Annotated in this window: 15 protein-coding genes and 2 pseudogenes; 6 read left to right on the top strand and 11 right to left on the bottom strand. The window is 50.0% G+C overall.

Annotated elements, in window-relative coordinates; genetic code table 11:
• Positions 1 to 330: 330 nt before the first annotated feature.
• Both csm6 and cas6 read right to left on the bottom strand, forming a co-directional pair.
• Positions 331 to 1413: a CRISPR-associated ring nuclease Csm6 gene (csm6, locus tag JWG39_RS14615; RefSeq protein WP_205220179.1), complete on the bottom strand. Its 1083-nt coding sequence runs from the start codon at positions 1411 to 1413 to the stop codon at positions 331 to 333.
• Positions 1413 to 1574 (bottom strand): annotated as a pseudogene (gene cas6, locus JWG39_RS14610) (CRISPR system precrRNA processing endoribonuclease RAMP protein Cas6); the annotation flags it as partial. The gene csm6 and the pseudogene cas6, both read right to left, overlap by 1 nt.
• Before the next feature lie 558 nt (positions 1575 to 2132).
• Between cas6 and JWG39_RS14605 the strand changes: the two are divergent.
• The 4 genes from JWG39_RS14605 to JWG39_RS14590 all read left to right on the top strand — a co-directional run bounded on the left by JWG39_RS14605 (position 2133) and on the right by JWG39_RS14590 (position 7276).
• Entirely contained in the window at positions 2133 to 3401 is a 1269-nt protein-coding gene (locus JWG39_RS14605) for an alpha/beta fold hydrolase (RefSeq protein WP_205220177.1), read from the top strand.
• A 152-nt stretch (positions 3402 to 3553) separates the two neighbouring features.
• A complete protein-coding gene (locus tag JWG39_RS14600; protein WP_205220176.1) occupies positions 3554 to 4297 on the top strand; it encodes a DUF364 domain-containing protein in 744 nt (247 codons plus the stop codon).
• Positions 4298 to 5053: 756 nt separating this feature from the next.
• Positions 5054 to 5845 carry an adenylate/guanylate cyclase domain-containing protein gene (locus JWG39_RS14595; protein WP_205220175.1) on the top strand — a complete coding sequence of 264 codons (792 nt, stop codon included), beginning with the start codon at positions 5054 to 5056 and terminating at the stop codon, positions 5843 to 5845.
• A gap of 618 nt (positions 5846 to 6463) precedes the next feature.
• On the top strand, positions 6464 to 7276 hold the full coding sequence (locus JWG39_RS14590; protein ID WP_205220174.1) for an oxygen-binding di-iron domain-containing protein: 813 nt from the start codon (positions 6464 to 6466) through the stop codon (positions 7274 to 7276).
• 207 nt (positions 7277 to 7483) lie between these two features.
• Here the strand turns inward: JWG39_RS14590 and JWG39_RS14585 are convergent, their stop codons facing one another.
• From JWG39_RS14585 to JWG39_RS14570, 4 genes are all read right to left on the bottom strand, one after another.
• The gene (locus tag JWG39_RS14585) at positions 7484 to 7621 is read right to left on the bottom strand and encodes a hypothetical protein (RefSeq protein ID WP_205220173.1); all 138 of its coding nucleotides are present in this window, start codon (positions 7619 to 7621) and stop codon (positions 7484 to 7486) included.
• Between the two features lie 48 nt (positions 7622 to 7669).
• On the bottom strand, positions 7670 to 7810 hold the full coding sequence (locus JWG39_RS14580) for a hypothetical protein (RefSeq protein ID WP_205220172.1): 141 nt from the start codon (positions 7808 to 7810) through the stop codon (positions 7670 to 7672).
• A gap of 48 nt (positions 7811 to 7858) precedes the next feature.
• On the bottom strand, positions 7859 to 7999 hold the full coding sequence (locus tag JWG39_RS14575; RefSeq protein ID WP_205220171.1) for a hypothetical protein: 141 nt from the start codon (positions 7997 to 7999) through the stop codon (positions 7859 to 7861).
• Between the two features lie 152 nt (positions 8000 to 8151).
• Positions 8152 to 10044, bottom strand: coding sequence for a transglycosylase domain-containing protein (locus tag JWG39_RS14570; RefSeq protein WP_205220170.1), 1893 nt, complete (start codon positions 10042 to 10044; stop codon positions 8152 to 8154).
• 96 nt (positions 10045 to 10140) lie between these two features.
• On the opposite strand from JWG39_RS14570, the gene mutL reads away from it, so the two are divergent.
• Both mutL and JWG39_RS14560 read left to right on the top strand, forming a co-directional pair.
• Positions 10141 to 12102, top strand: a complete 1962-nt coding sequence (gene mutL / locus JWG39_RS14565) for a DNA mismatch repair endonuclease MutL (RefSeq protein ID WP_205220169.1) — start codon at positions 10141 to 10143, stop codon at positions 12100 to 12102.
• Positions 12099 to 12635: a 3D domain-containing protein gene (locus JWG39_RS14560; protein ID WP_205220168.1), complete on the top strand. Its 537-nt coding sequence runs from the start codon at positions 12099 to 12101 to the stop codon at positions 12633 to 12635. The genes mutL and JWG39_RS14560 overlap by 4 nt, the downstream gene beginning before the upstream one ends.
• Before the next feature lie 30 nt (positions 12636 to 12665).
• Here the strand turns inward: JWG39_RS14560 and JWG39_RS14555 are convergent, their stop codons facing one another.
• The 5 genes and pseudogenes from JWG39_RS14555 to JWG39_RS14535 form a co-directional block, all read right to left on the bottom strand.
• Positions 12666 to 13910 (bottom strand): glucose-1-phosphate adenylyltransferase, encoded by a 1245-nt coding sequence (locus tag JWG39_RS14555; RefSeq protein ID WP_369130640.1) that lies wholly within the window; start codon positions 13908 to 13910, stop codon positions 12666 to 12668.
• 176 nt (positions 13911 to 14086) lie between these two features.
• A complete protein-coding gene (gene pfkB / locus JWG39_RS14550; RefSeq protein ID WP_205220166.1) occupies positions 14087 to 15022 on the bottom strand; it encodes a 1-phosphofructokinase in 936 nt (311 codons plus the stop codon).
• 3 nt (positions 15023 to 15025) lie between these two features.
• Positions 15026 to 16762 carry an alcohol dehydrogenase catalytic domain-containing protein gene (locus JWG39_RS14545; protein WP_205220165.1) on the bottom strand — a complete coding sequence of 579 codons (1737 nt, stop codon included), beginning with the start codon at positions 16760 to 16762 and terminating at the stop codon, positions 15026 to 15028.
• A gap of 147 nt (positions 16763 to 16909) precedes the next feature.
• Positions 16910 to 19540 carry a phosphoenolpyruvate--protein phosphotransferase gene (gene ptsP, locus JWG39_RS14540; protein ID WP_205220164.1) on the bottom strand — a complete coding sequence of 877 codons (2631 nt, stop codon included), beginning with the start codon at positions 19538 to 19540 and terminating at the stop codon, positions 16910 to 16912.
• Between the two features lie 66 nt (positions 19541 to 19606).
• Positions 19607 to 21010: pseudogene (locus JWG39_RS14535) on the bottom strand (PTS mannitol transporter subunit IIBC); the annotation flags it as partial.
• Between the last annotated feature and the right edge of the window lie 832 nt (positions 21011 to 21842).

Genomic DNA, 21842 nt, shown 5'->3' with positions numbered 1-21842 from the left:
GCGTAACATTGGACATCATCCATCAGGGTCTGTATGTTTACCTTCATAGTGCTGGCCTCTTTTCAGTAGTTGGTAAAAGGAAAGCGTTATTTTACCAAATCACGACCCCGAAACGCAACATGAGCCTAACTTTTTGTGCCACCCCCCATGACAGGTGTGAGAATCTCGATTTGATATTTCAGGACAGAATTTTTTTCTCCGGCAAAGGACTCCGGGGCAGGTATTGGAGGGTGTTTTCGTGACATTTTCATCTCCTTGTATGTAATAATGGAAAAGATGCCTTGTTAGAATATACTCGCAGCAGGGAGAATTCTATTCCTGCAACGTTGCTTACATGATGGCTATCCTTTTCTGATTAATCTCAATGCCGTAAAGCGTATCAGGGCGTTTTCCCCGTGAAGAAATAAGAATTTCTGCGGCACTTTCCCCAAAGGCCTGTAACAGGTCACGCTTTATCTTTGATTTGTAGGAGTTGAAGTTTTCTACATTCAGATTCAGGATTCCGGTGTCACTGGTTGCAAAAACTTTCCCCACACAGATCTGCTGATAGAGGTCTGCAATTTCCTGCTGATGTTCGAGGAGTTCCAGAGCGGTAAACCACCTTTGTTTCTGTGCAGCGAGACAGAAAAAAGTGTAGAGAGCAAGACGTGCAGGATGCATATCCAGCTCCACTCCGCCGTAACAGAGAGTGGTGTTCTCCAGGTAAATCTCAAGTCGGAGATCTTCCTTCTTTACCAGGGATGTGAGTAGTGTTCCGGGAGGATGCGGCGCGATCAGCAGATCACTGGCAAATCGTTCGCGTAAGGAGATAAAAGGGATGGGAATAAGATACAACTCTGCGTCACTGCTGGATTTCCTGCAGAAGTGACCATCACAGGTCTTGACTTTCATCATTTTTTCTTGCACCGGAGGATACCAGAACCCGGGGTTTGACTCAAACTCCGGGGAAACAAGAATATGGAAAAGGCGATCCTGCCGCCGTCCATAAAGCTGGACGGCCAGAGTAAGACAGGAGCTCATGGTTTTTCGCCCTCCCGCTATCAGAAAGTAGACAATATTACTCCTCTCTGCGGTGAGGGTACGGGTAAGTTCTGTGGTGAGGGAAAGGAGACGTTCGTTATCCTCACCGGTAAAAATATCAGTCAGAGGTTTTCCATTCTCTCCGCAGGGAATATGAATATTACGTTCAGTAAAGGTAATTTTTCCGACATCAATTTTATACTCCTCACAAAACCGAAAATATTGCCCACCCCCCTCTCCCAGCAGTTGAGACAACAGAAGTTCTTTGCCTGACAGAGTGGTTATGATGTGAATTTCATCGACCATCCGTCCCTGCTGATGAAGACAGTAGAGAGTCTCAGTAATTACCTGAGGAGCAAGCCCGGAGAGTGCCAGGAGAATCCGCCTTCCCATTATTTATCCTTTGCCTGCACTTCTATCTGCCCAAAGCCAAAGGCAGTCTGTTTCCCCAGGCCCATCCGTTCCGCGCAGCGGAAAAAAGGAAGGTATTCATCGAGTTCGCCTGCAAATGAAAGCTTTCCCATTACTCCGCCAAAGAGCATGTTGTTCTTCTGGAAATATGAATAATATGAATAATCAGTCTTTCACCCATCTTCTTCGTACAGTCAAAAATTTATCCTCGGAGGTAAGCGCTGGACTCCGATATCAAAGTGATATCTGCGGTAAATTTCCTTCGGTGCCTTGAATATGAACGAAATACAAGGTTTTTTAATATACTTGGAAGTCAATAGTATTATTGTATTCTTTTTATGACAAGCACATTTGGGGCAAATAAGGAAGCAAGGCAGAAAGATCAATTCTCTTCTCCACCCGAATAATCCCTTCCAGTGAACCTGCCTGCGAGTTACATTGCACAGGAAGAATGGAAAAAGCAAAAAGCGGTAAGACAATTTTTTCACCGCGAAGAACGCAAGGAACGCGAAAAGATAAAGACTGGACAGCCAACGCAACACGCGAAAATTTCTCTATATAAAATGCCCATTTTCGAATATTTAGCGTAATCCACAGACTCGAATATTATGATTAAAAATTTCATTTTAGGATTTTTGCCCTGGATTCTCTTTTTCAGCTTTAATGGATGGGGACACTATGGGATGGAAACAGGCACAATTTTGGCTATTGGATCCATTGTGTTTTTGGATCGGAAGGCCCTGAAAGAGAAACATGTTTTATCCTGGGGAACCCTGCTGTTTTTTATTTTCATGCTGATTTTTGGGGTTTTCATGCATCATCCCTGGGTGATGAAAAATGCCTATTGGTTCAGCACGCTGGTGCTGGCTGGCATTATGCTGGTTTCCGTCCTGATCAAAAAGCCCTTCAGTTTGGTTTATGCCCGTGAAAATTGCCCTGAGAAATACTGGGACTCGCCTCTTTTTCTTGAAGTAAATATCCTTATCTCGCTCTGCTGGTTTGCCGGAATGCTGATCGCGACGTACGGATGCGTATCCCATGGATTGAAAAATGTGGCCCTGCAGGTGATGGGGTTTGCACTTCCGTTGTTTATTACCATTTTGCTTCCGGAGCGCTATTCACATTTCAGGATGGCGCGTGGCGGAGTGGCTCAGATTCATGGAATCTCAGAAGTTAAGAAACTGCACGGGATTGGATACCGGGAGATTGGGCAGGGAGAGCCCCTGATTCTTCTGGCCGGTTCGAACATGACCCTTCATCACTGGAACCCTGAACTGATTACCAGGCTCAGCCCCCACTTTCGCTGCATTCTTGCCGATATTCCGGGCGTAGGGGTCTCTCCCACCGACACAGTTCCGCAATCTGTTGAAGAGGCAGCAAAAAGTATGCTGCCCTTTATGGCAGAGGTGGCAGATACAAAACCCTTCCTCTTTGGATTTTCTATGGGGGGTTTTATTGCCCAGGCTATAGCCGACAAAGTTCCGGAGAAACTGGCCGGTCTTATACTCGTGTCTACCGCACCGGGTCAGAATGCAGTGGCGATGAGCGACGCGGATCTCAACCTGCTCACCGACACCTCCGGGACCATGGAAGATCATTTTAAGCGCATGGGACAACTCACCTTTCCCGACGCGGAAACAGGCCGACGGCTCGGAAAGAAAGTTGGCCGGATATATATTTCTGCAGCACTGGAAGGCGAACTCTCTGAAACTGAGATCGCATATCAGAACCGGCTGTGTGAGAACTGGTCACAAGTCCCCCGCCCCTGCAGTAATCTGGCCACGTTAGCTGTGCCCATGCTGATCATGACAGGAACCATGGATCGAATCTGTCCGCCAGAAAATGCCCGGCGACTTCATGCCGCCTGTCCCCATTCTCTGCTGAAAGAGTTCAACCACGCCGGACATGGCCTTATCTACCAGTGTCCCTCTGAAATTGTGGAGGAAATAAAACAGGCCGTTTTGGATTGAAGCACCTGCAAACGGCTCTTGCTCTCCCCTTCCCTCGTTTTTTCCAATAATCCCTTCCAGTGAACCTGCCTGCGAGTTACATTGTGCGGGAAGAAAATCACGAAGAAACATCAACCATCATTTCAATACAATTACATACAGGGAACGAACAGATGAAAATTGAAGAAAACCTGAAAAGTATCGGAGAAAAAATGTGCCAGGAAGGACACCTGGCGGATGTGCGGATAGGTCTTGGTTATACCTGCGTTGAGCTGCAGGACGGTGCTGCCGGCATCGCCTGGACACCAACACGGAGCGCGGGTTCTTCCTGTACTCACATAGCCAAAGCGGGCACCATGCAGAATTTCTCTGAGCTGGAGGCAATCAATCTGCTCAGCAGCAGCAGCGATTTTGAACGGGCCATAGGGCTGGCGACGTTTAACGCGGTAAACTCCAGACAAAAACGGGATTACAGCGATGCGGAAGCCATTTCCGCGCTCAACATCCAACCCACCGACAGTGTGGTGATGGTCGGTCATTTCGCCCCCCTTCTTCCGAGAATAAAAAAAACCGGCTGCACGTTTCACGTCATTGATCTTGATTCAGCCAAACCGGGTATCACCGACCTGAGCGAAGGCCCGGACCTTCTCGCTCAATGCGATGTCGCCATTCTGACTGCTACCAGTATCATAAATGGAACAATTGATGACCTGTTGAGCCAGTTGAAGAGGAATCGGGCTGCGGTGCTCCTCGGCCCGTCCAGCCCGGCCTGCCCCGAGGCCTTCCGTGACTCAAGAATTACCCAGCTCAGCGGATCAATGGTTACAGATGTGGAACCGCTCAAGAGAGTTATCTCTCAGGGTGGCGGCACGATGCTGCTGAAGAAGTATGTGAAATTCGTGAATATGTTTGTGTAATTGGAGGGCGACGGAATTGTTGCCGGCACTGGGAGATGAGACTTCCGGTGCCGGCTTTTTTTGTTGATGGGGAATTTACATTTTACATTTGTATTGGCGGATTCAAAAGCAGGGGTGGGAAAAGGGAGAAAGGAGACGGGAGACGGGAGACGGGAAAAAGCAAAAGACGGAACAGCGAAAAACTTTTTGCCAACGAATAAAAGCTCGAAACATGCGAATAAAGGCAGAAAACTTTAAAAAAGATTTTAAAATTAAACAGAGAATTGCTGTTGTTCTATCTTTACTCGCATTCTCTGGTTAATACAAAATGTAAAAGGTATTACATTTGTATTGGCGGATTCAAAAGCAGGGGCGGAAAAAGGGAGACGGGAGAAAGGAAAAGACTCCGTAGAGACGATAAATTGTGGAACCTCCAGCACAACGAACGCTTCTACCATGAGATCATTTTTACAGCCTGTTTATCCGTGGTTCCCAGTCAAAAATTTATCCTCGCAGGTAAGCGCCAGACTCCGATATCAAAGATATAGCTCCGGTAAATTTGATCCTGTGCCTTGAATATGAACGAAATACAAGATTATTCAAGGCACCCTACAGTAAAAAAGGTATCCTCAGAGGTCAACGCCAAACGCCGAGATCAATCATGGCTGCGGTAAATTTCTTTCCGTGTCTCGAAGAGGAACGAATGCAGGCTGTTTCAAGGTAGCCGGAAGACAAAGCCTGAAGTCGTGACGGATGCAATCTTGATTTGGAGGAAAAATGAAAACCAGTTCGTTGCTTCAACTATATTGCAGAGAGATGGGAAAAAGCGGATTGACCAACGATCTCCTGTTGGCTCATCTCGAATTACTGGGGTTAATTGAGGACGCTGCGCTGCAAAAAAGCTTGCTGAAGGAATTGATTCGCTCCTATGTTCAGCTTGAGAAACGAGTAGACGGGCTTCTCAAAAATACCCTGCCGGCGAAGGTGGCAGAAGAGATCAAGTGTCGGGGCCATTATGCACCGCGCAGCTTTGTGTGTACCATTCTTTTTACCGATTTCGTTGACTTCACCCATCTTGCCGAAAAGATTCTTCAGGAAAAGCTGATCAATATCCTGGACGAAATTTTCACCGGATTTGACCACCTGGTGGAAACATTTCAGGGCACCAAGATCAAGACCATCGGGGACGCCTACATGGTGGTATTCGGCGCTCCTGAGAAGGTCGATGATAACGCCTGCCAGGCGATCCGGGCAGGTCTCAAGATGCTGGAGTTTATCAACAACTTCAACCGCACTGCTCCCCTTGCTTTCGAGATGCGTTTAGGCATTCATACAGGCAGTGTAATGGCCGGTGTGGTAGGTCATGAACGGACGCAGTTCGATGTTTTCGGAGACAACGTCAATATCGCCTCCCGCTTTGAGTCCTCCGGAGTGCCTGGCCGTATCAACATCTCCGAGGAAACCTTCCGCCTGGCTCAGTCACATTTCACTTTCGAGAAGCGCGGTCTGATATCTCTTAAGAATAAAAAAGCCATGGAAGCCTGGTTAGTGGTTGACGAGCGTGAGTAATACCATTTACATTTTTTACTGATCCCAAAAAAACGACAGGACAAACAGGATGATAAATTAATTTTATTGCAGAAACGTCTGTTGTGAGATGAGCCACCTGTTGTGCTGAAGACGCCCAAATTGGGCGTCTCTACAAAGACATCCTTTCCACAAAGACAACGCCATATTACCACCACGGGGTTATCGCGGCAGAATTGTATCCGGATTTGTACAATCAATGCCCGTAAGATAAATCGCCGACATCGTAGAGACGCCCAATTTGGGCGTCTGTCCCACCTGCCTTTGAATCCACCAATACAAAATGTAATACCATTCCTATTAAGTTGTAACCGTACTCAATGCCATTTTCACTTTCTATTGGCGAATGTAAAGGCAGGGGGAAGGGAGACAGGAGAAAGGAGACGGGAGACAGGGAAAAGCAAAAGACGGAACAGCGAAAAACTTTTTGCCAACGAATAAAAGCTCTAAACATTCGAATAAAGGCAAAAAACTTTAAAAAATATTTTAAAATTAAACAGAGAATTACTGTTGTTCTCTCTTTACTCGTTTTCTGGTTAATACAAAATGTAAATGGTATAATTGGTAGAATTCTTTTCTCAAACAAGGGAAGTACGACGAATGAAAAATTATGAACAGATTGATTATCCGGTAGAAGTAGCTGAGGGGATATATTGGGTGGGGAGCCGTGAACAGGGAACCCATCTCTACTGCAACCCATATCTGATCGTCGAGGATGACCAGGCCATATTGATAGACGGCGGCAGTCGCTCTGATTTCGCGAAGGTAATGATGAAGATCCTCCAGGTCGGTATTGATCCAAAGAACATCACCACCCTGATCTATCAGCACTATGATCCAGATCTCTGTGGCTCAATGTCCAATCTCATTGATATTTGTGAAAACCCGGATATCAAGGTGCTGTCAACTCGCGACAATAAAACCTTCCTCTCTTTTTATCTCCATAAGGACAGGCTCAGCCTGATAGAAAACATCGAGGACTACGGGAACACCTTTACCCTCAATAAGCGGGTGTTGAGATTCATCCCCACTCCTTATGCCCACACCGATGGCAGTTTCGTCACGTTTGATGCACAGACCGGGACGATGTTCAGCAGCGACCTGTTCGGCAGTTTTTCTTATTACAAAGAGAATATCTTTTTTGATCTCGACTCGCAGTGTTACACTTGTAAAAGCATTGAAAAATGCCCTCAAGGCAAAGAGTATTGTCCGATTCTGGCGATGGATCAATTCCATCGCAAGATAATGCCCTGCGAAAAGGCGCTCCATTACGCCATGGACCAGATAAGAAAATTCGAGATCGACACCATAGCTCCCCAGCACGGCAATATCCTCTCTAAGCGAAAGGATATCGATTTTTTCATCGATCGCCTGGGATCTCTCGACAATGTTGGCATAGATGGAATTGAATGATCACTGCTGAATTCAAGTGATAGCAATCATTTACATTTTGTATTGGTGGATTTAAAGGCAGGGAGACGGAGACGGGAGGCGGGAGACAGGGAAAAGCAAAAGACGGAACAGCGAAAAACTTTTTGCCAACGAATAAAGGCAATGTAGACAAGGCATGCCTTGTCTCTACAACACCATTGCTGGAATTACTGTTGTGGCTATTTTTCACTAATGATGTGTAAGGTTACCATTATCACCCCGTGGTGACAATGTGGCGTGTATGTTTCGCGGGGTATCGGTGTTTTCGGAGTCGGTTACAGTTCCACCGTTATCGTTACGTTTGTCGTCACCGTGTAGACAAGGCATGCCTTGTCTCTACAACACCATTGCTGGAATCACTGTTGTGGCTATTTTTCACCAATGATGTGTGAGGTCACTGTTATCACCCCGTGGTGACAATGTGGCGTGTACGTTTCGCGGGGTATCGGTGTTTTCGGAGTCGGTTACGGTTCCATCGTTATCGTTACGTTTGTCGTCACCGTGTAGACAAGGCATGCCTTGTCTCTACAACACCATTGCTGGAATCACTGTTGTGGCTATTTTTCACCAATGATGTGTGAGGTCACTGTTATCACCCCGTGGTGATAATGTGGCGTGTATGTTTCGCGGGGTATCGGTGTTTTCGGAGTCGGTTACAGTTGCACCGTTATCGTTACGTTTGTTGTCACCGTGTAGACAAGGCATGCCTTGTCTCTACATCATTGCTGGAATCACTGTTGTGGCGATTTTTCACTAATGATGTGTGAGGTCACTGTTATCACCATTGCGATCAATTTTACAAAATGTGATTGGTATCAGATTTAAGACTATAACCATTACTTTTGGGGACTCTTTTCTCAATCCCCTTTCATCAACATGTGCCACACCGGGGCGGCGGTTCTGCCGCCGCTTTCATGACCCATTGGCTGATTATAGTCATACCCGATCCACACTCCAGCGACCATTTTCCGGGTAAAACCAACAAACCAGGCATCCCGGCTGTTATCCGAGGTACCTGTTTTCCCGCCGAGGATACCGGGGATCCAGGCTTTGTTCCCCGTACCATGAACCACTACGTTGTGCAGCATGCCCTGCATCTCTGCGGCAATGTTCTTCGACAGTACCCGCTGCGAAACGCCCTGCGGTCGAATAATCCGTCCATCCTCGAGAACAATTTTGGAGATAAAAGAAGGCGGATGATAGATACCGTGATCGGCGAAGATGGTGTAGGCACTGGTGAGCTGCAGAGGGGAGAGATCCACCGCACCAAGTGCAAGAGAAAGATCCTGGGGCATTTTGACGGGTATCCCCGCCTGTGTTGCAATGGCCACGGTTTCCTCCCAGCCGACCCTGCGCATAAGCCGCACCGCAGCGGTGTTCAGTGACTGAGTGAGAGCCTGCAGCAGCGTCACCTCACCCAGATATTTGTTGTTGTAGTTTTTCGGTGTCCATATTCGGCCGTTCCCACCGCGAATGGAGAGGGGAGCATCAAGAATTCGTGAATCCGATCGCCAGCCCGCCTTCAGCGCCGCCGCATAGAGAAAGGGTTTAAAAGTGGAGCCTGCTGGCCGGTGTGCCTGGGTAGCCCGGTTAAAGGGCGAGGCGGCAAAGGATGCGCCACCGATCAGCGCCCGCACCCTGCCGGTCTTCGTTTCCAGCGCCACCAGCGCTGCCTCCGGGGTTTTCCCCGTGCTTCCTCCCCCGGCCCGCGCCTTCACCCCGGCAATACCCTGCGCAACCGCCTGCAATGCCCGTTTCTGCAGCGCCGAATCAAGCCAGGTGTAGATGCGTGCCCCGGAAGTCTGCAGCGGCGCGCCGATCAGTTCCCGCGCCTGCTTCTTCACCTCATCAAGATAGTAACCGTTTTGCTCCCCCGCCCGCTGGCGATGGCGGTTAAGATGCACCGGCATTGCCCACACCACTCGCGCCTGCTTCGGGGTGATGTAACCGTCCGCCGTCATCCGGTTGAGGACATACCGCTGCCGCTCTGCTGCACGCGCCTCATGGTCAAAAAGAGAGTAACGGCTCGGTGCCTGGGGCAGTCCCGCAAGCAGGGCACACTCGCCAAGGTTGAGCTGTGCTGCCGATTTCCCGAAGTAGGTCTGCGCTGCGGCCTCCACCCCGAAGGCCCCTTCGCCGAGATAGATCTGGTTGAGGTAAATCTGCAGAATCTCCGCCTTGCTGAACTCCCGGTCGATACGGGTGGCAAGAATGGCTTCGCGGATTTTGCGGATCCAGGTCTTCTCCGGGGTGAGAAGGATCGATTTCGTCACCTGCTGGGTGATGGTTGAACCGCCCTGCCCGCGCCGTCCGGACTGCAGGTTGTTGAGCAGCGCCCGCAGCATGGAGAAAAAATCCAGCCCGCCGTGTTCAAAGAAAGCTCCGTCTTCTGCGGCAATAAAGGCAGGTGCCAGATATTTCGACATTTGCGACAGGGGCACAAATGTACGGTTTTCGGTAAACATGCGGTCGACAATGTGCCCGCCGCTGTCATAAATAATGGTGGCCTGTGGAGGCTGATAGTGGGCGATGGCAGCAAGATTGGGAAGGTGGAGAGCCTGCCTCACCATGAGAGTCCCGCCGAGCAGAAGAGTCTGCAAGAGGACGATGATACACAGCAGAACGTAGATGTGCTTTTCAGTATAGACCCGCCGGGCAGGCCTTCTCGACGTGGGTTTTCTGGTGGAAGAACGTGCCGTGCTCTTTGCCGGTGACGTTTTCGCTGCGGGAGTTTTCTTTGCGGGAGGCACGTTATATAGTATTATTCCTTGTCTGGAGAGGCCGAGAAATCAGGTTTCCACCAAAATACCATCACTCAGTAAACCCGCAACAGGAAAGTCCAGACCATGTCGAAAATCCGTATTCTCCCCGATCATCTTGCCAACCAGATCGCCGCTGGCGAAGTGGTTGAGCGCCCCGCTTCTGTCATTAAAGAGATGGTGGAAAACAGTCTCGATGCCGAGGCCACCCGCATTGAAGTGGAGATTGAAGGGGGTGGTGTGCGCCTGATGCGTATCACCGACAACGGCTGCGGCATGGATGAGGATGACCTGCTGATGAGCCTTGAGCGCCACGGCACCAGCAAGATCCATGACGAGGAGGACCTTGGTGCAATCAACACCCTTGGTTTCCGCGGCGAGGCCCTCCCTTCCATAGGTTCGGTGGCCAAGTTGACCATGAGCAGCCGGGTCGCAGGGGCAGAGCTGGGAACAAAAGTGGTCTATGAATATGGCACACTCCTCAAGGTTCACGAGACAGGGTGCGCCCCCGGCACCAGCATTGAGGTTCGCAGCCTTTTCGGCAGGACCCCGGCGCGGCGAAAGTTTTTGCGCACGACCCGCACCGAACGGGGCCATATTGAAGAGGTGATACGCAACTATGCCCTCGGCTGTCCCGCCATCGGCTTCATTCTGCGGGTGGATGGCCGGGAACTCCTGCACCTCGATGAAGGGATGAATTCCCGTGACCGGCTGGCAAAGATACTCCATTACGACGGCGACTTTATTGAGGTGCAGAAGATTGCGGGGCGGGGTGAAGAGCTGGAACGGCGTGCTGACGGCTGGCTGACACAACCGGACGTAAACGCCGGACCGGCGAAACTGCGTCTCTTCGTCAATGGACGTGCGGTACACGACCGGATGATGATCCACGCAGTCAACGAGGGGCTGCGCGGCTTTCTGATGAAAGGAAAGAACCCCTCCGGCCTGATCATGCTCACCGTCAACCCCTCCGAGGTGGATGTCAACGTCCATCCAGCCAAGCATGAGGTGCGCTTCCGCAACGCCAACGATGTACACGCCTTTCTTGAAACGAGTGTCAGGGAAGCAATGGCAGGCCATCAGCGCCATCTGCAGGCACGGATCTTCAACCGACCAGAAACGGAAACGTCGGAAGAAACATTTTCTCCCCCGCCCCTGTCCGTTCCGGAACGCGAATTTCCATTACCGCAGGATATTTCACCTCGCACGGCTGCCATTCCCTTTCAGCAGGCGATCTCTGAGCACTGGTCGGAGATCCATCCAACAACCTCGAAGGCAAAGGTAAAAATAACATCTGTTCTCGAACCGGAGCGGCAGGCAGAAACACCGCCACACTCTCCCACAAAACCCGTGCCGGAGCGACTCCCGGAGGAGCCCATGCCCCACACCGGGGCTGCGGGAGATCCGGTGACCTTTACGCACCCTGCTGAATTTATTTCTCCCGGACCTGCGGCCAGCTCCCCCGCGCACAATCTGCGGATAATCGGCGTTTTCGGGGATCTCTACATCCTCTGCGAAGGGAGCGCGGGAATGGTGGTCATTGACCAGCATGCCGCCCACGAACGCCTGCTCTATGAAAAGCTGCACAAGCAGTATCTTGGTGGACAGGTGACCAGTCAGGCCCTGCTCTTTCCCGAGACGGTGGAGCTTTCCCACTTTCAGAGTAACCTGGTGGAAAAAAACATGGAGGAGCTGGAGCGGATGGGATTTGCTCTGCGTGACTTTGGCGGCTCCACCTTCGTGGTCTCCGCCGTGCCCGCACTGGGGGGAAACACCTCCGCCCGCGAACTGCTGCTTGACACGCTGGAACAGTTTGGCAGCGAAGAGGGCAACCGCAGTGCAAAGGGCGGAGACTTGCTCGACCACATCCTTGCCACCATGGCCTGCAGGGCCGCAGTGAAAGCGCATACAGCCCTGAGCAATCTGGAAATTGAGGGACTGCTTAATGAAATGGCCGCCGCCGATCTCTTTTCCCACTGTCCCCATGGACGGCCTGTGGTGCATATTTTTTCTCGGAACGATATAAAAAACTGGTTTCACCGCACATGAAAAAGCTGCTTCTCCCCCTGATTTTCTTTCTGCCCTTTCTTCTGCTCTCGGGTGGCTGCGCACAAAAACATATCAACAGCATTGAGACCACTGCCTACTGCGGCTGCGGAAAATGCTGCGACTGGGAACGCGGCAGCTGGAGATATCTGAAGCTCGATTTTTGGAACCGCTATGTCTCAAAGGGTGCACGCAAGGGACGGCACTACGATGGGCGCACCGCCAGCGGGACCTTTCCCCGCGAGGTGGAGGAGGGCTTTTTCTCCCTCGACTCCCTGCACAGACCGTGGATGATTCCTGTCCGCATCCTGCTCTTCCCATGGAAATTCCTGCCCCACGACGGCACCATTGCTGCTGATACCCGCTACTTCCCCTTTGGCACGCGCATGTTTGTGCCTGGCTACGGCTGGGGTACCGTGGAGGACCGTGGCGGTGCCATCAAAGGCCCGAACCGTATCGACCTTTATTTTTCCTCCCACAGCGACGCCCTTGACTGGGGACGGCGCAGGGTAAATGTGAAAGTGTATCCTCCCTGAGGAGATGAGGTGATACCATTTACATTTTGCTTAGATTACTGTACCATCGGCAATTATTCCACTTTTGAGGACAATAACCAGGCCATCTCGGACAACCCAGTTTTCATTCTCAGAATCCGGTCGATCTGGCAGGTGGCGGATGTGTACATTGCAACCAATCCTGGCTTTTTTATCAATAATGGCACCTTCAATAGTCGAGCCATTTCCTATGCCTATATCAGGACGCCCCTGCTCAACATTTTCCGCACGATGTTCATCTGTTTCATAATAATCTGCCCCCATCATAACGGTGTCACGCATCACAACACCAGAAGCTATGATAGAACGGATACCAACCACGGAATTGGTAATTTCCGCATCAGCTATGCGGCATCCCTCGGCCAGTAATGTCTTTGTTAATAGTACTCTTTGCAGGTCGCCAGGGGGCAGAAAGCGAGGGTTTGTATAGACAGGCTGCTTTGGAATATTAAGCTCAAATGCCGAGTTGGCGGCCAGCTCCAGATTCACCTCGTAAAAACGCTTGATTGTACCTATATCTGCCCAGTAGCCATCAAATACATGCCCCATCACGCGGCGATTCACCAAAGCCTCTGGAATGATGTCCTTACCAAAATCATCCCCCGGTGCCGCCAGAAGTTCGGCCAGCAGTTTCGTGGAGAAAACGTATATCCCCATGGATGCCAAAAAGGGCTTTTCCGTCCCTGGAAGACTTTCCAGCCCGTCAAGTTCAGCCGATGTCGGTTTTTCAGTAAAGCTTACTATTTCACCGTCAGTATTACGTTTGAGAATACCCAGCTCCGGAGCCTCCCCCTCGCTTACCGGCTGGACGGCCAAGGTAATATCGGCATGAGTATCAATGTGATATTGGACAAATTTCCGATAATCCATCCTGTAGAGATGGTCTCCTGCCAGGATAATGACATACGTTGTCCCCGCATTTTTGATCTCTACCAGCTGCTGCCGAACCGCATCGGCGGTACCCTGATACCACCCCTTGTTCTCAGGTGTCTGCTCGGCCGCCAATATCTGCACCCAGCCGTCGGTAAACATATCTCTTCGATAGGTGCGAAAAATATGCCTGTGCAGGGAAACAGAGTTGAACTGGGTGAGAATAGATATTTTATCAATACCAGAGTGGATGCAGTTACTGATGGGAATATCAATCAATCGATATTTACCGGCAACAGGAACGGCCGGTTTAGACCGTTTCTTCGTCAGGGGATACAGGCGGGCACCTCTGCCACCGCCCATGATTAAGCCTAAAACGTCTTTCATTATCATTTTTACCAGACTCCCTTTTAAGACTTACCTTTTCACCGCTGGAAAGAACCTGCCGCAATACAATTCCCTTCTGTGCCTCGAATATGAACGAAATACAAGATTATTCAAGATACCCTTATGGGTACCTTGAATGTAAAGAATCTCCCGGTAACACGTTTCCTGCAAAGAAATTACGATGCCACTTCAATGAGTTGAACTTTTCCTAACAAGTCCGTTACCTGTTCCAGGGTTCCCACCGCTGTCCCCTTCCGGCTTGCAGTTGCGGCACCGCAGGCAATCCCTTTACCCAGGGCATCCTGCATACTGTCCCCCTGACTCAGACCCCACACCATCCCGGCAACCATGGAGTCACCGGCTCCAATGGGATTTCCCTCGGCTATTTTCGGACTGGAAGCAAACCATGCCCGCCCATCACTCACCAGCATGGCACCCTTTTTCCCCATGGATATAACAACATTTTCGGGACCAGTTTTCTGAATCGCAGCACCTGCTGCGGCGATCTCAGCGGGGGTATTGACGGGAAGCCCGGTCATTTCGCGGGCCTCCTCGTCGTTGGGCTTTACCAGTTTTGGTCCTGCACCACAGCTCTGCTCTAACGCCTCCCCGCTGGTATCGAGGAAGACCCTGCCCCCGGCTGACTGGATAATATGTATCATCTCAGTGTAGCAGTCCTTCGGTACTCCCGGGGGGAGGCTGCCTGCCAGGACCCACCAGTCTCCAGGCTGAACACGTTCACGGATCTTATCTGCCAGTTGAGCAAGATCGGCCTCGGTAATGGTGGGTCCCGGCTCGTTCACCTTCACGTACCTGTCGTTTTCATTGCTGACAATGGAAACATTCGTACGGGTTTCGCCCTTTACCCAGACAAACTCGGTATCAATTCCCAGAGTCTCCAGCATATCCTGGAGCAGTTCTCCACTCTTTCCCGCCGCAAAACCAAGTGCAACGCTCGGAGTACCAAGTGACTTCAGCATACGAGCCACATTGAAGCCTTTTCCACCACAATCAACCCGCCATTCTGAAGCCCGGAGAACAGTATTAAATACAATATCAGCAACTGTTAACTCCCGGTCAACTGCAGGATTCAACGTCACAGTAAATATCATTTTTCAGCCCTTCCAGTATTTTTCAAACAGCACTTTTTCTGCCTCTACGGTCCACATATTGCCAGGTCCAAGTTTTGCTGCAATCTCGGGCTCTGTTTTGTGTAAATCATCGAGTCCAATCAGTGGCAGATCGGGAAACTCGGGGAAAATAATAACTTTCCCGGCAAAGCTGCCCTCGATTACCGCCCTGATCCCCTCTTTAGCAACCTTCATTCCGCCAATAGCACCAACGCTGCGTCCAGGAGACAGGGCTCCTTTAGAGGCCTGATCCATCACCTTGAACTGATCATCGAGACTCAATCCGGAAGTACCTGTATACTGCGCATTGGCCATATAAACGGTGCTCATATCAAGATCGGCCATCGTTCCATTGGGCACCCCTGCAAAAAAGACCAGCATGCCGTCTTTGTTCATCAGCGTGGCCGCCTCCGTCATCACTGCAGCAATTGGCACACTGACCACGACATCGTCAGCTCCCTGACCGCCTGTAACATCCATGACAAACTCATGGATCGACATGTCACTCGTCTGAGGATTAAAGGTGAACAGTTCGCAGTTATTACTTTTGGCCAGAGGTCCAAAGCGTTCCACTATAGCAGCAAGCCGCATATCGCTGACCTCTGTGGCAATAACTTTGCCTGGTCCATCCGGAAGTTCAATGGCCCGCTGAACATGCATCTGCCCCATTGGGCCACCGGCACCGACAAACACCGTTGTGCCACCTTTCTTCAGTTCACAGCGGTTTCTTTTTTCACCGTAAGACCCGCTGATATCCGGTCCCTGGCAGCCAATAAAGGCGATATAGTCATAGTGCAAACGTCCGGCATCGGTATTGACCAGGCCATCGAGAGGAGTCTCACCCACCATATTGAGAGTGCCTCTGCGCTTAATATATCTGGCCACCGCACCCACGGTCTCAGCGGAGCGGGGATCGAGCATGACGATGTCGTCAAAACCGGCACCATCTGTAAATTCTTGAGAAAAAGCCTCGTACTGATCAGAGGTGAGGTTGTCGCGTACAACAACCTCAGCGGATGTCTTGCTGGCGAGATCAGCAACAGATGCCGGGGCATCAGAGAGAATTATGGTTGCGGGTGCCTGGAGACCGGCTGAAAAGGTATATTCACGCTCGTCACCGGGCCTGCCGATAATCCACATAACACCGCCCTTCATGGGCTCCAGACGTCGTCTCTGGGTGTAGGATGCCAGGACACACCCCCAGGGCTCAAGAAGGGAGGCTTCGGCATAGCCCATCTCTGTACCTATGGGAAGCAGACATGCCCCCTCGTCGGTTTCGAGCATTTCTGAACCCATCAGGTGATACTGGGTAAGACCACCGGGGATAGTATAACCGTAGGCAGTACTCTTGCCGTTCTGGTAAATATCAGGCTGTACCGCCAGGCGCTGTCCCGGGGTGTACTTTTCTTTGAGCTCATCCCCCACAGCCAGAACAGTCAGACAGACTTCATGGCCAAGTCTGGTGGGTTCTTTGGTAAGATCACGATTGTACAATTTGGGGTGTTTCCTCCCCATTTTGATTAACTTCACATCGGAAAAACAGAGGCCGACACTGTCGATACGCACCAGCATCTGGTCTGCCGCCGGCTGAGACACGGGAAACTGTTCCGGCTTTCCATCTTTTCCTATATTTTCTTCACCCGCACCGTACATATTCCAGGCCAGGGTTTTCTCAGGCATGGGCTGGTCGGCAGAAGCGTATTGGTTGTATTTTGATGTCATGGTTATCTCCTTATTAAAAGTGAGTACCCTGGCAATTCATCCGAATTGCTCTCTTTCAGGAATGAATTGACTGCTGGTACCTGCGCTCCCTCAACGGGGGGCTGAACTGAGTCCGACGTATCTTCGCGCCTGCCGGGCCCCCAGCGGCTACAACAGGTCTTCGTTTGTTTTATACAATGCCATAATCTCTTCTGAAGTTTCCAGCTGCAGCGCCTTCTGTGCTTTCTCCTGCAATTTGCCATAGCTCACTGCACGGATAATATTTTTCACTGCCCCCACATTGGCGGGGCTGACGGACAGTTCATTCACACCCAGCCCGACCAGCAGCGACGCGAGGCCGGGAATCGCAGCTGCATTTCCGCACACTCCAATCCACTTGCCATAAGACTGTGCGGCCTTTACCGTCATCTCAATCATTTTTACCAGGGCAGGATGGTAACTGTCAGCGTCAGAAGAGAGTTCAGGATGCAGGCGGTCTATGGCCAGGGTGTATTGCGTCAGGTCATTTGAACCAATGGAAAAGAAATCCACTTCTTTCGCCAGAGACTCCGCAATCATCACTGCGGAGGGGACCTCAATCATAACACCCAGCGGTAACCGGGGAGCGTTCAACTGCAGGCGAACCCCCTCAGCAATATCCCGCGCTTTTCTCCACTCCGACATTTTCCCGATCATCGGAAACATAATGTGCAGTCCCGTCGAACCGGCTGTCTCTTTCTGCCAGATCGCTGTCTGGTAAATGGCCTCCAGCTGACGTTTGAAGATGTCTTCATGTTTAAACGACAGGCGGATCCCTCTCATACCAAGAAAGGGGTTAGCTTCTTGAGGAATATGCAGCCAGGACACAGCCTTGTCTCCGCCAATATCCAGCGTACGTACTATCAGCTGACGGCTGCCAAGTTCTTTGATAATGGCTTTCAAGGTATCACATTGCGTTTCTACAGGTGGCTCTGTTTCTGAAGACTCAAAAAGAAACTCGGTCCGGAGCAGCCCCACACCCTCGCCACCATTGCCTAAAACAAGTTTCGCGTCTTCCAGTGTAGCGATATTGCATACGACATCGATATGACGACCATCCAGCGTTTCAGCAGGCTTATGTTTCTGCTCATCTTCTCCCTTGCGGATTTGTTCCCACTGCGCAATCCATTTCACCCCATTTTTCTGCGTGGCAGCATCTGGACCAGCATAAACGGAAGAGGCCTGCGGGTCGACAATGACCAGTTCACCGTCCTCAATGTCCTTCAGCGTCCCATCACCGAGGCCTACTACTGCAGGAAGCCCCAGGGCTCTGGCAAGAATCGCCATGTGGCTGTTGGGTCCGCCAAGTTCCGTGCAAATTGCACGAACCTTCAGCCCCTGCAATCCAGCTGTTTGCGAAGGTGTGAGATCTTTTGCCATCAGAATGAAATCAGTCTGCGGATAGTCGACTGCTGAAACAGCTTCCACAATTAAAGCCAATACCCGATCACGGACATCAATGAGATCGGCAATTCTTGCCCTCAGGCGCTCGTTGTCAACTTTCTTCAGCGCCTCAACCTGCTTTTCAATTGCCTGATGAAAAGCCCAGGCAGCAGTTTTGCCATTGACGATGAACTTTTCACTGTCGGTGAGCACCAGTTCATCCTGCAGCAGCTGCTTCTGAGCATGTAAAATGGCGGCTTCATTTGGAGCCCTGCTTTGCAGTCTGGCTTGCAGTTTATCGAGTTGACCTGCGGCCTCAGTCAAGGCCTCACTAAAACGCCTGGCTTCCGCCCCGGGGTCTTGTGCGTTCTCCTCGAATTTCATTTTTCTGGCATGCAGTCGAAATGCCGGGGCCATGGTAATCCCAGGTGATGCCGCAGAGCCACGCAGCGTCAGACGGCACTGAACATCAGGCAGAGCTGATAACACACTCAGAGGATTATAGGAGGCATTATCCTGTTCCTCCTCATTGTCCAATCCCTCATTAATCATTGCAGCCAGCGCCTGTACTGCCTGCTCCGCCTCAGGCCCCTGAGCCGAAATTGTAAGGACATCACCAAGAGTTGCGCCCATGGTCAAAAGGGTCGCCATGGATTTGGGATTTGCCGTCTTTTTATCGTTGCGAATGCGGATATCTGTTTCTGAAAATGTTGCGGCACGCTCTGCAATTAAACTGGCCGGTCGGGCATGCATCCCCTCTGTATCAACAACCGTTGCTTCTGCTGTGACGGCATAATCTTCAAGCTGTTCAGGCGCACTTTGCTTTTCTGCGTTCAGCGCATCCAGGATATCGTTTTTATTGGTCGTCGTGGCCAGCTGACCGGCTGTGGTCTCATCCATAACCACAGTGGTCAAACGCTCAAGCAATTTCAAATGATCTTTGCCTTTTGCCGCAATCCCGACAATCAAACGAGCCACATCTCCTTTGTCGTTCCAGACAACACCCTCAGGCACCTGCACAATAAAGACACCGGTTCTGATCACCTGATCTTTTGCTTCATTTACGCCGTGCGGTATGGCGACGCCGTTAATGAGGTAGGTGCTGACTTTTTCTTCACGGCCGGTAAGAGCCTCAAAATAATCTCCACTGACAAGCCCCAAAGAAGACAGATTCTCAGAAATCAGTCGGAGTATCTTCTCTTTGTCTGCCTCCTGGACATTTAATACAACCTGTTCAGGACTGACCGTCAGAGAATCTTCTGCAGCTGCAGGACTCTCTTGCGGCGCAGCTGCCATGGCAGCCTTCTCAACGACTTCGGGCTTCTCTGTGATTTTTGATTCATCTTGACCACCGAACAATTTTTTAAAAAAAGACATAAGAATCTCCTTTTGAAACTGAGTCGATCTTCGAACAGATCTTCCGGATACCCCTCAGAACCCCTATACCAGTTTGGCAACCAGGTCATCATAGAAGCCTGCGTCCATAAAGTTATCGATACTGAAATGCTGCGCATCAGGAAGTTTGGCCCGGGCACGATCAGTCAACTCATTCTGAGTAATAACGATATCGGCATCTTTCAGATCATTAATGGCCAGGTTGATAACCTCAATATCCAGGCCCGCAGCTTTTACTTTGCCGCGCAATACCGTTGCTCCCATAGCCGAGGAACCCATACCGGCATCACAGGCCACAACAATCAAGTGAACACTGCCATCCGCGACAGGGGACGCCTGTCCTTTTGCTGCGACGGGGGCTGCCTGTCCTTTTGCTGCAGACTTGCTCGCAGCAACAGCAGCGGTGGCCCCTTCAAGGTCATCATTTTCTGAAGCGTCTGTACGAATAAGCACAGCTCCAATAAGAAATGAAGTGAGAGCAGAAAGAGCAATGGAGCTCAAGGTTAGAACAATACCCATTCCTTTTGTAGACATCAGGACCAGTGCGAAAACAGAACCCGGAGATGCAGGACCAACCAGGGCATTTCCGGTGATCATATTAAAGCCAACACCCACCATGCCACCAGCGATTACGGCGATAATCAATCTGGGCTTCATTAAAATATAGGGGAAGTATATTTCGTGTATTCCACCAAAAAAATGAATGATTGATGCACCGTAGGCCGACTTTTGTGCAGCACCTCTGCCAACGGCTATATACGCGAGAAGAATTCCCAGGCCTGGCCCCGGATTGGTTTCAATCAAATAATAGATGGAAGACCCGAACTTCGCGGCCTGCTCCGCCCCCAGCGGAGTGAAGACACCATGGTTTATGGCGTTGTTTAAAAAGAGAATTTTTGCGGGTTCAACAATGATTGAAACCAGAGGCAGGAGCGACATATCCACAATCCAGCCCACACCCGACGCCAGTGCTCTGGTAATTACAGAAACGATTGGGCCAACTACAAGGTAAGCAATTAAGGCCGCTACCATGGAGATAATGCCAAGAGAGAAGTTATTGACCAGCATCTCAAACCCGGGTTTCACTTTACCATGAACCATCTGGTCAAATTTTATTACTGCCAGCCCCCCCAGAGGACCAGCAATCATGGCACCCATAAACATCGGGATATCGCTCCCGACAATAACCCCCATCGTCGTAACAGCTCCGGCAACGGCACCACGGTCACCCCCAACCATTTTACCACCGGTATAACCAATCAAAAGCGGCAGCAGGAACGTAATCATGGGGCCAACCAGTGTCGCTAATTTCTCATTAGGCCACCAGCCAGTTGGTATAAACAGCGCAGTAATCAACCCCCACGCAATAAATGCGCCAATGTTGGGCATTACCATGCCACTCAAGAACCTTCCAAAGGACTGGACACCTACCTTTACAACATTACTGGACATAAAAAAGACCTCCTGGCTGCCGGTTTATTAAATTATCTCTATTCAAATTCGGGTAATAAAGAACCTGATTTTGGAACAATAACCCTAAAAATGAAGCGGCCGAACTGTTACTTTTTCTTTTTTTCAGCCTCCCTTGAGAAAAGGAAATATTGAATAACCAGCCTTTCGCCCTTCTTCTTTGTTACAGTCAAGAATCTACCCTCGGAGGAAACTCGGAGGGAAACGCCAGGATCCAATATCAAAGTTACAGGCGGAAAGCTTTCTCCTGTGCCTCAAGTATGAAAGAGATACAAGGTTTTCAAGGTTTCCATGAGTTATAATGGAGGGTCAGTATTTTCTGCTTTCTGACGGTGAATATGGGTGCCCTCGCTCTATGGGAGATTACACCTGGTTCTTTCCCCCTCCACACAATGTAATCGTTTACAGATTGCATTGTCAATTATTTTTTCAGAAACTTTTTCCTCTTGTACAACGTACTGTATTTATATGAAAAATTGTGACAATCGTCAGGATATCAAAGAGTTTTCAACGTACAGTTCAATATGTTCTGTATTATGAACAGAAAATTTATTTCTATATTAATTTCAAATAGTTACATAAGAAATCGCCATCTTCAGAAATCAATACCACCAAAAAAATGAGCTATTAACATGCAAATACGTCCTTGCCTTTTAATGAAAAAACACCACAAACAAGACCGTCAAACTTATATTTCGCACCTTGCAAAAAAAATATTTTTTTAAAAAAAAACGTCAAACATTCAAGATGTTGTCAAGCAAGAGATGATCTTCATTTTAACTCTATACTAAGATGAGTGATTTACGCTTTATTC

This window comes from Desulforhopalus vacuolatus, assembly GCF_016918505.1.
GTDB classification, from domain to species: domain Bacteria; phylum Desulfobacterota; class Desulfobulbia; order Desulfobulbales; family Desulfocapsaceae; genus Desulforhopalus; species Desulforhopalus vacuolatus.
The sequence above is the reverse complement of the archived record's forward strand: the minus strand, read 5'-3'. Positions and strand labels throughout refer to the sequence as shown.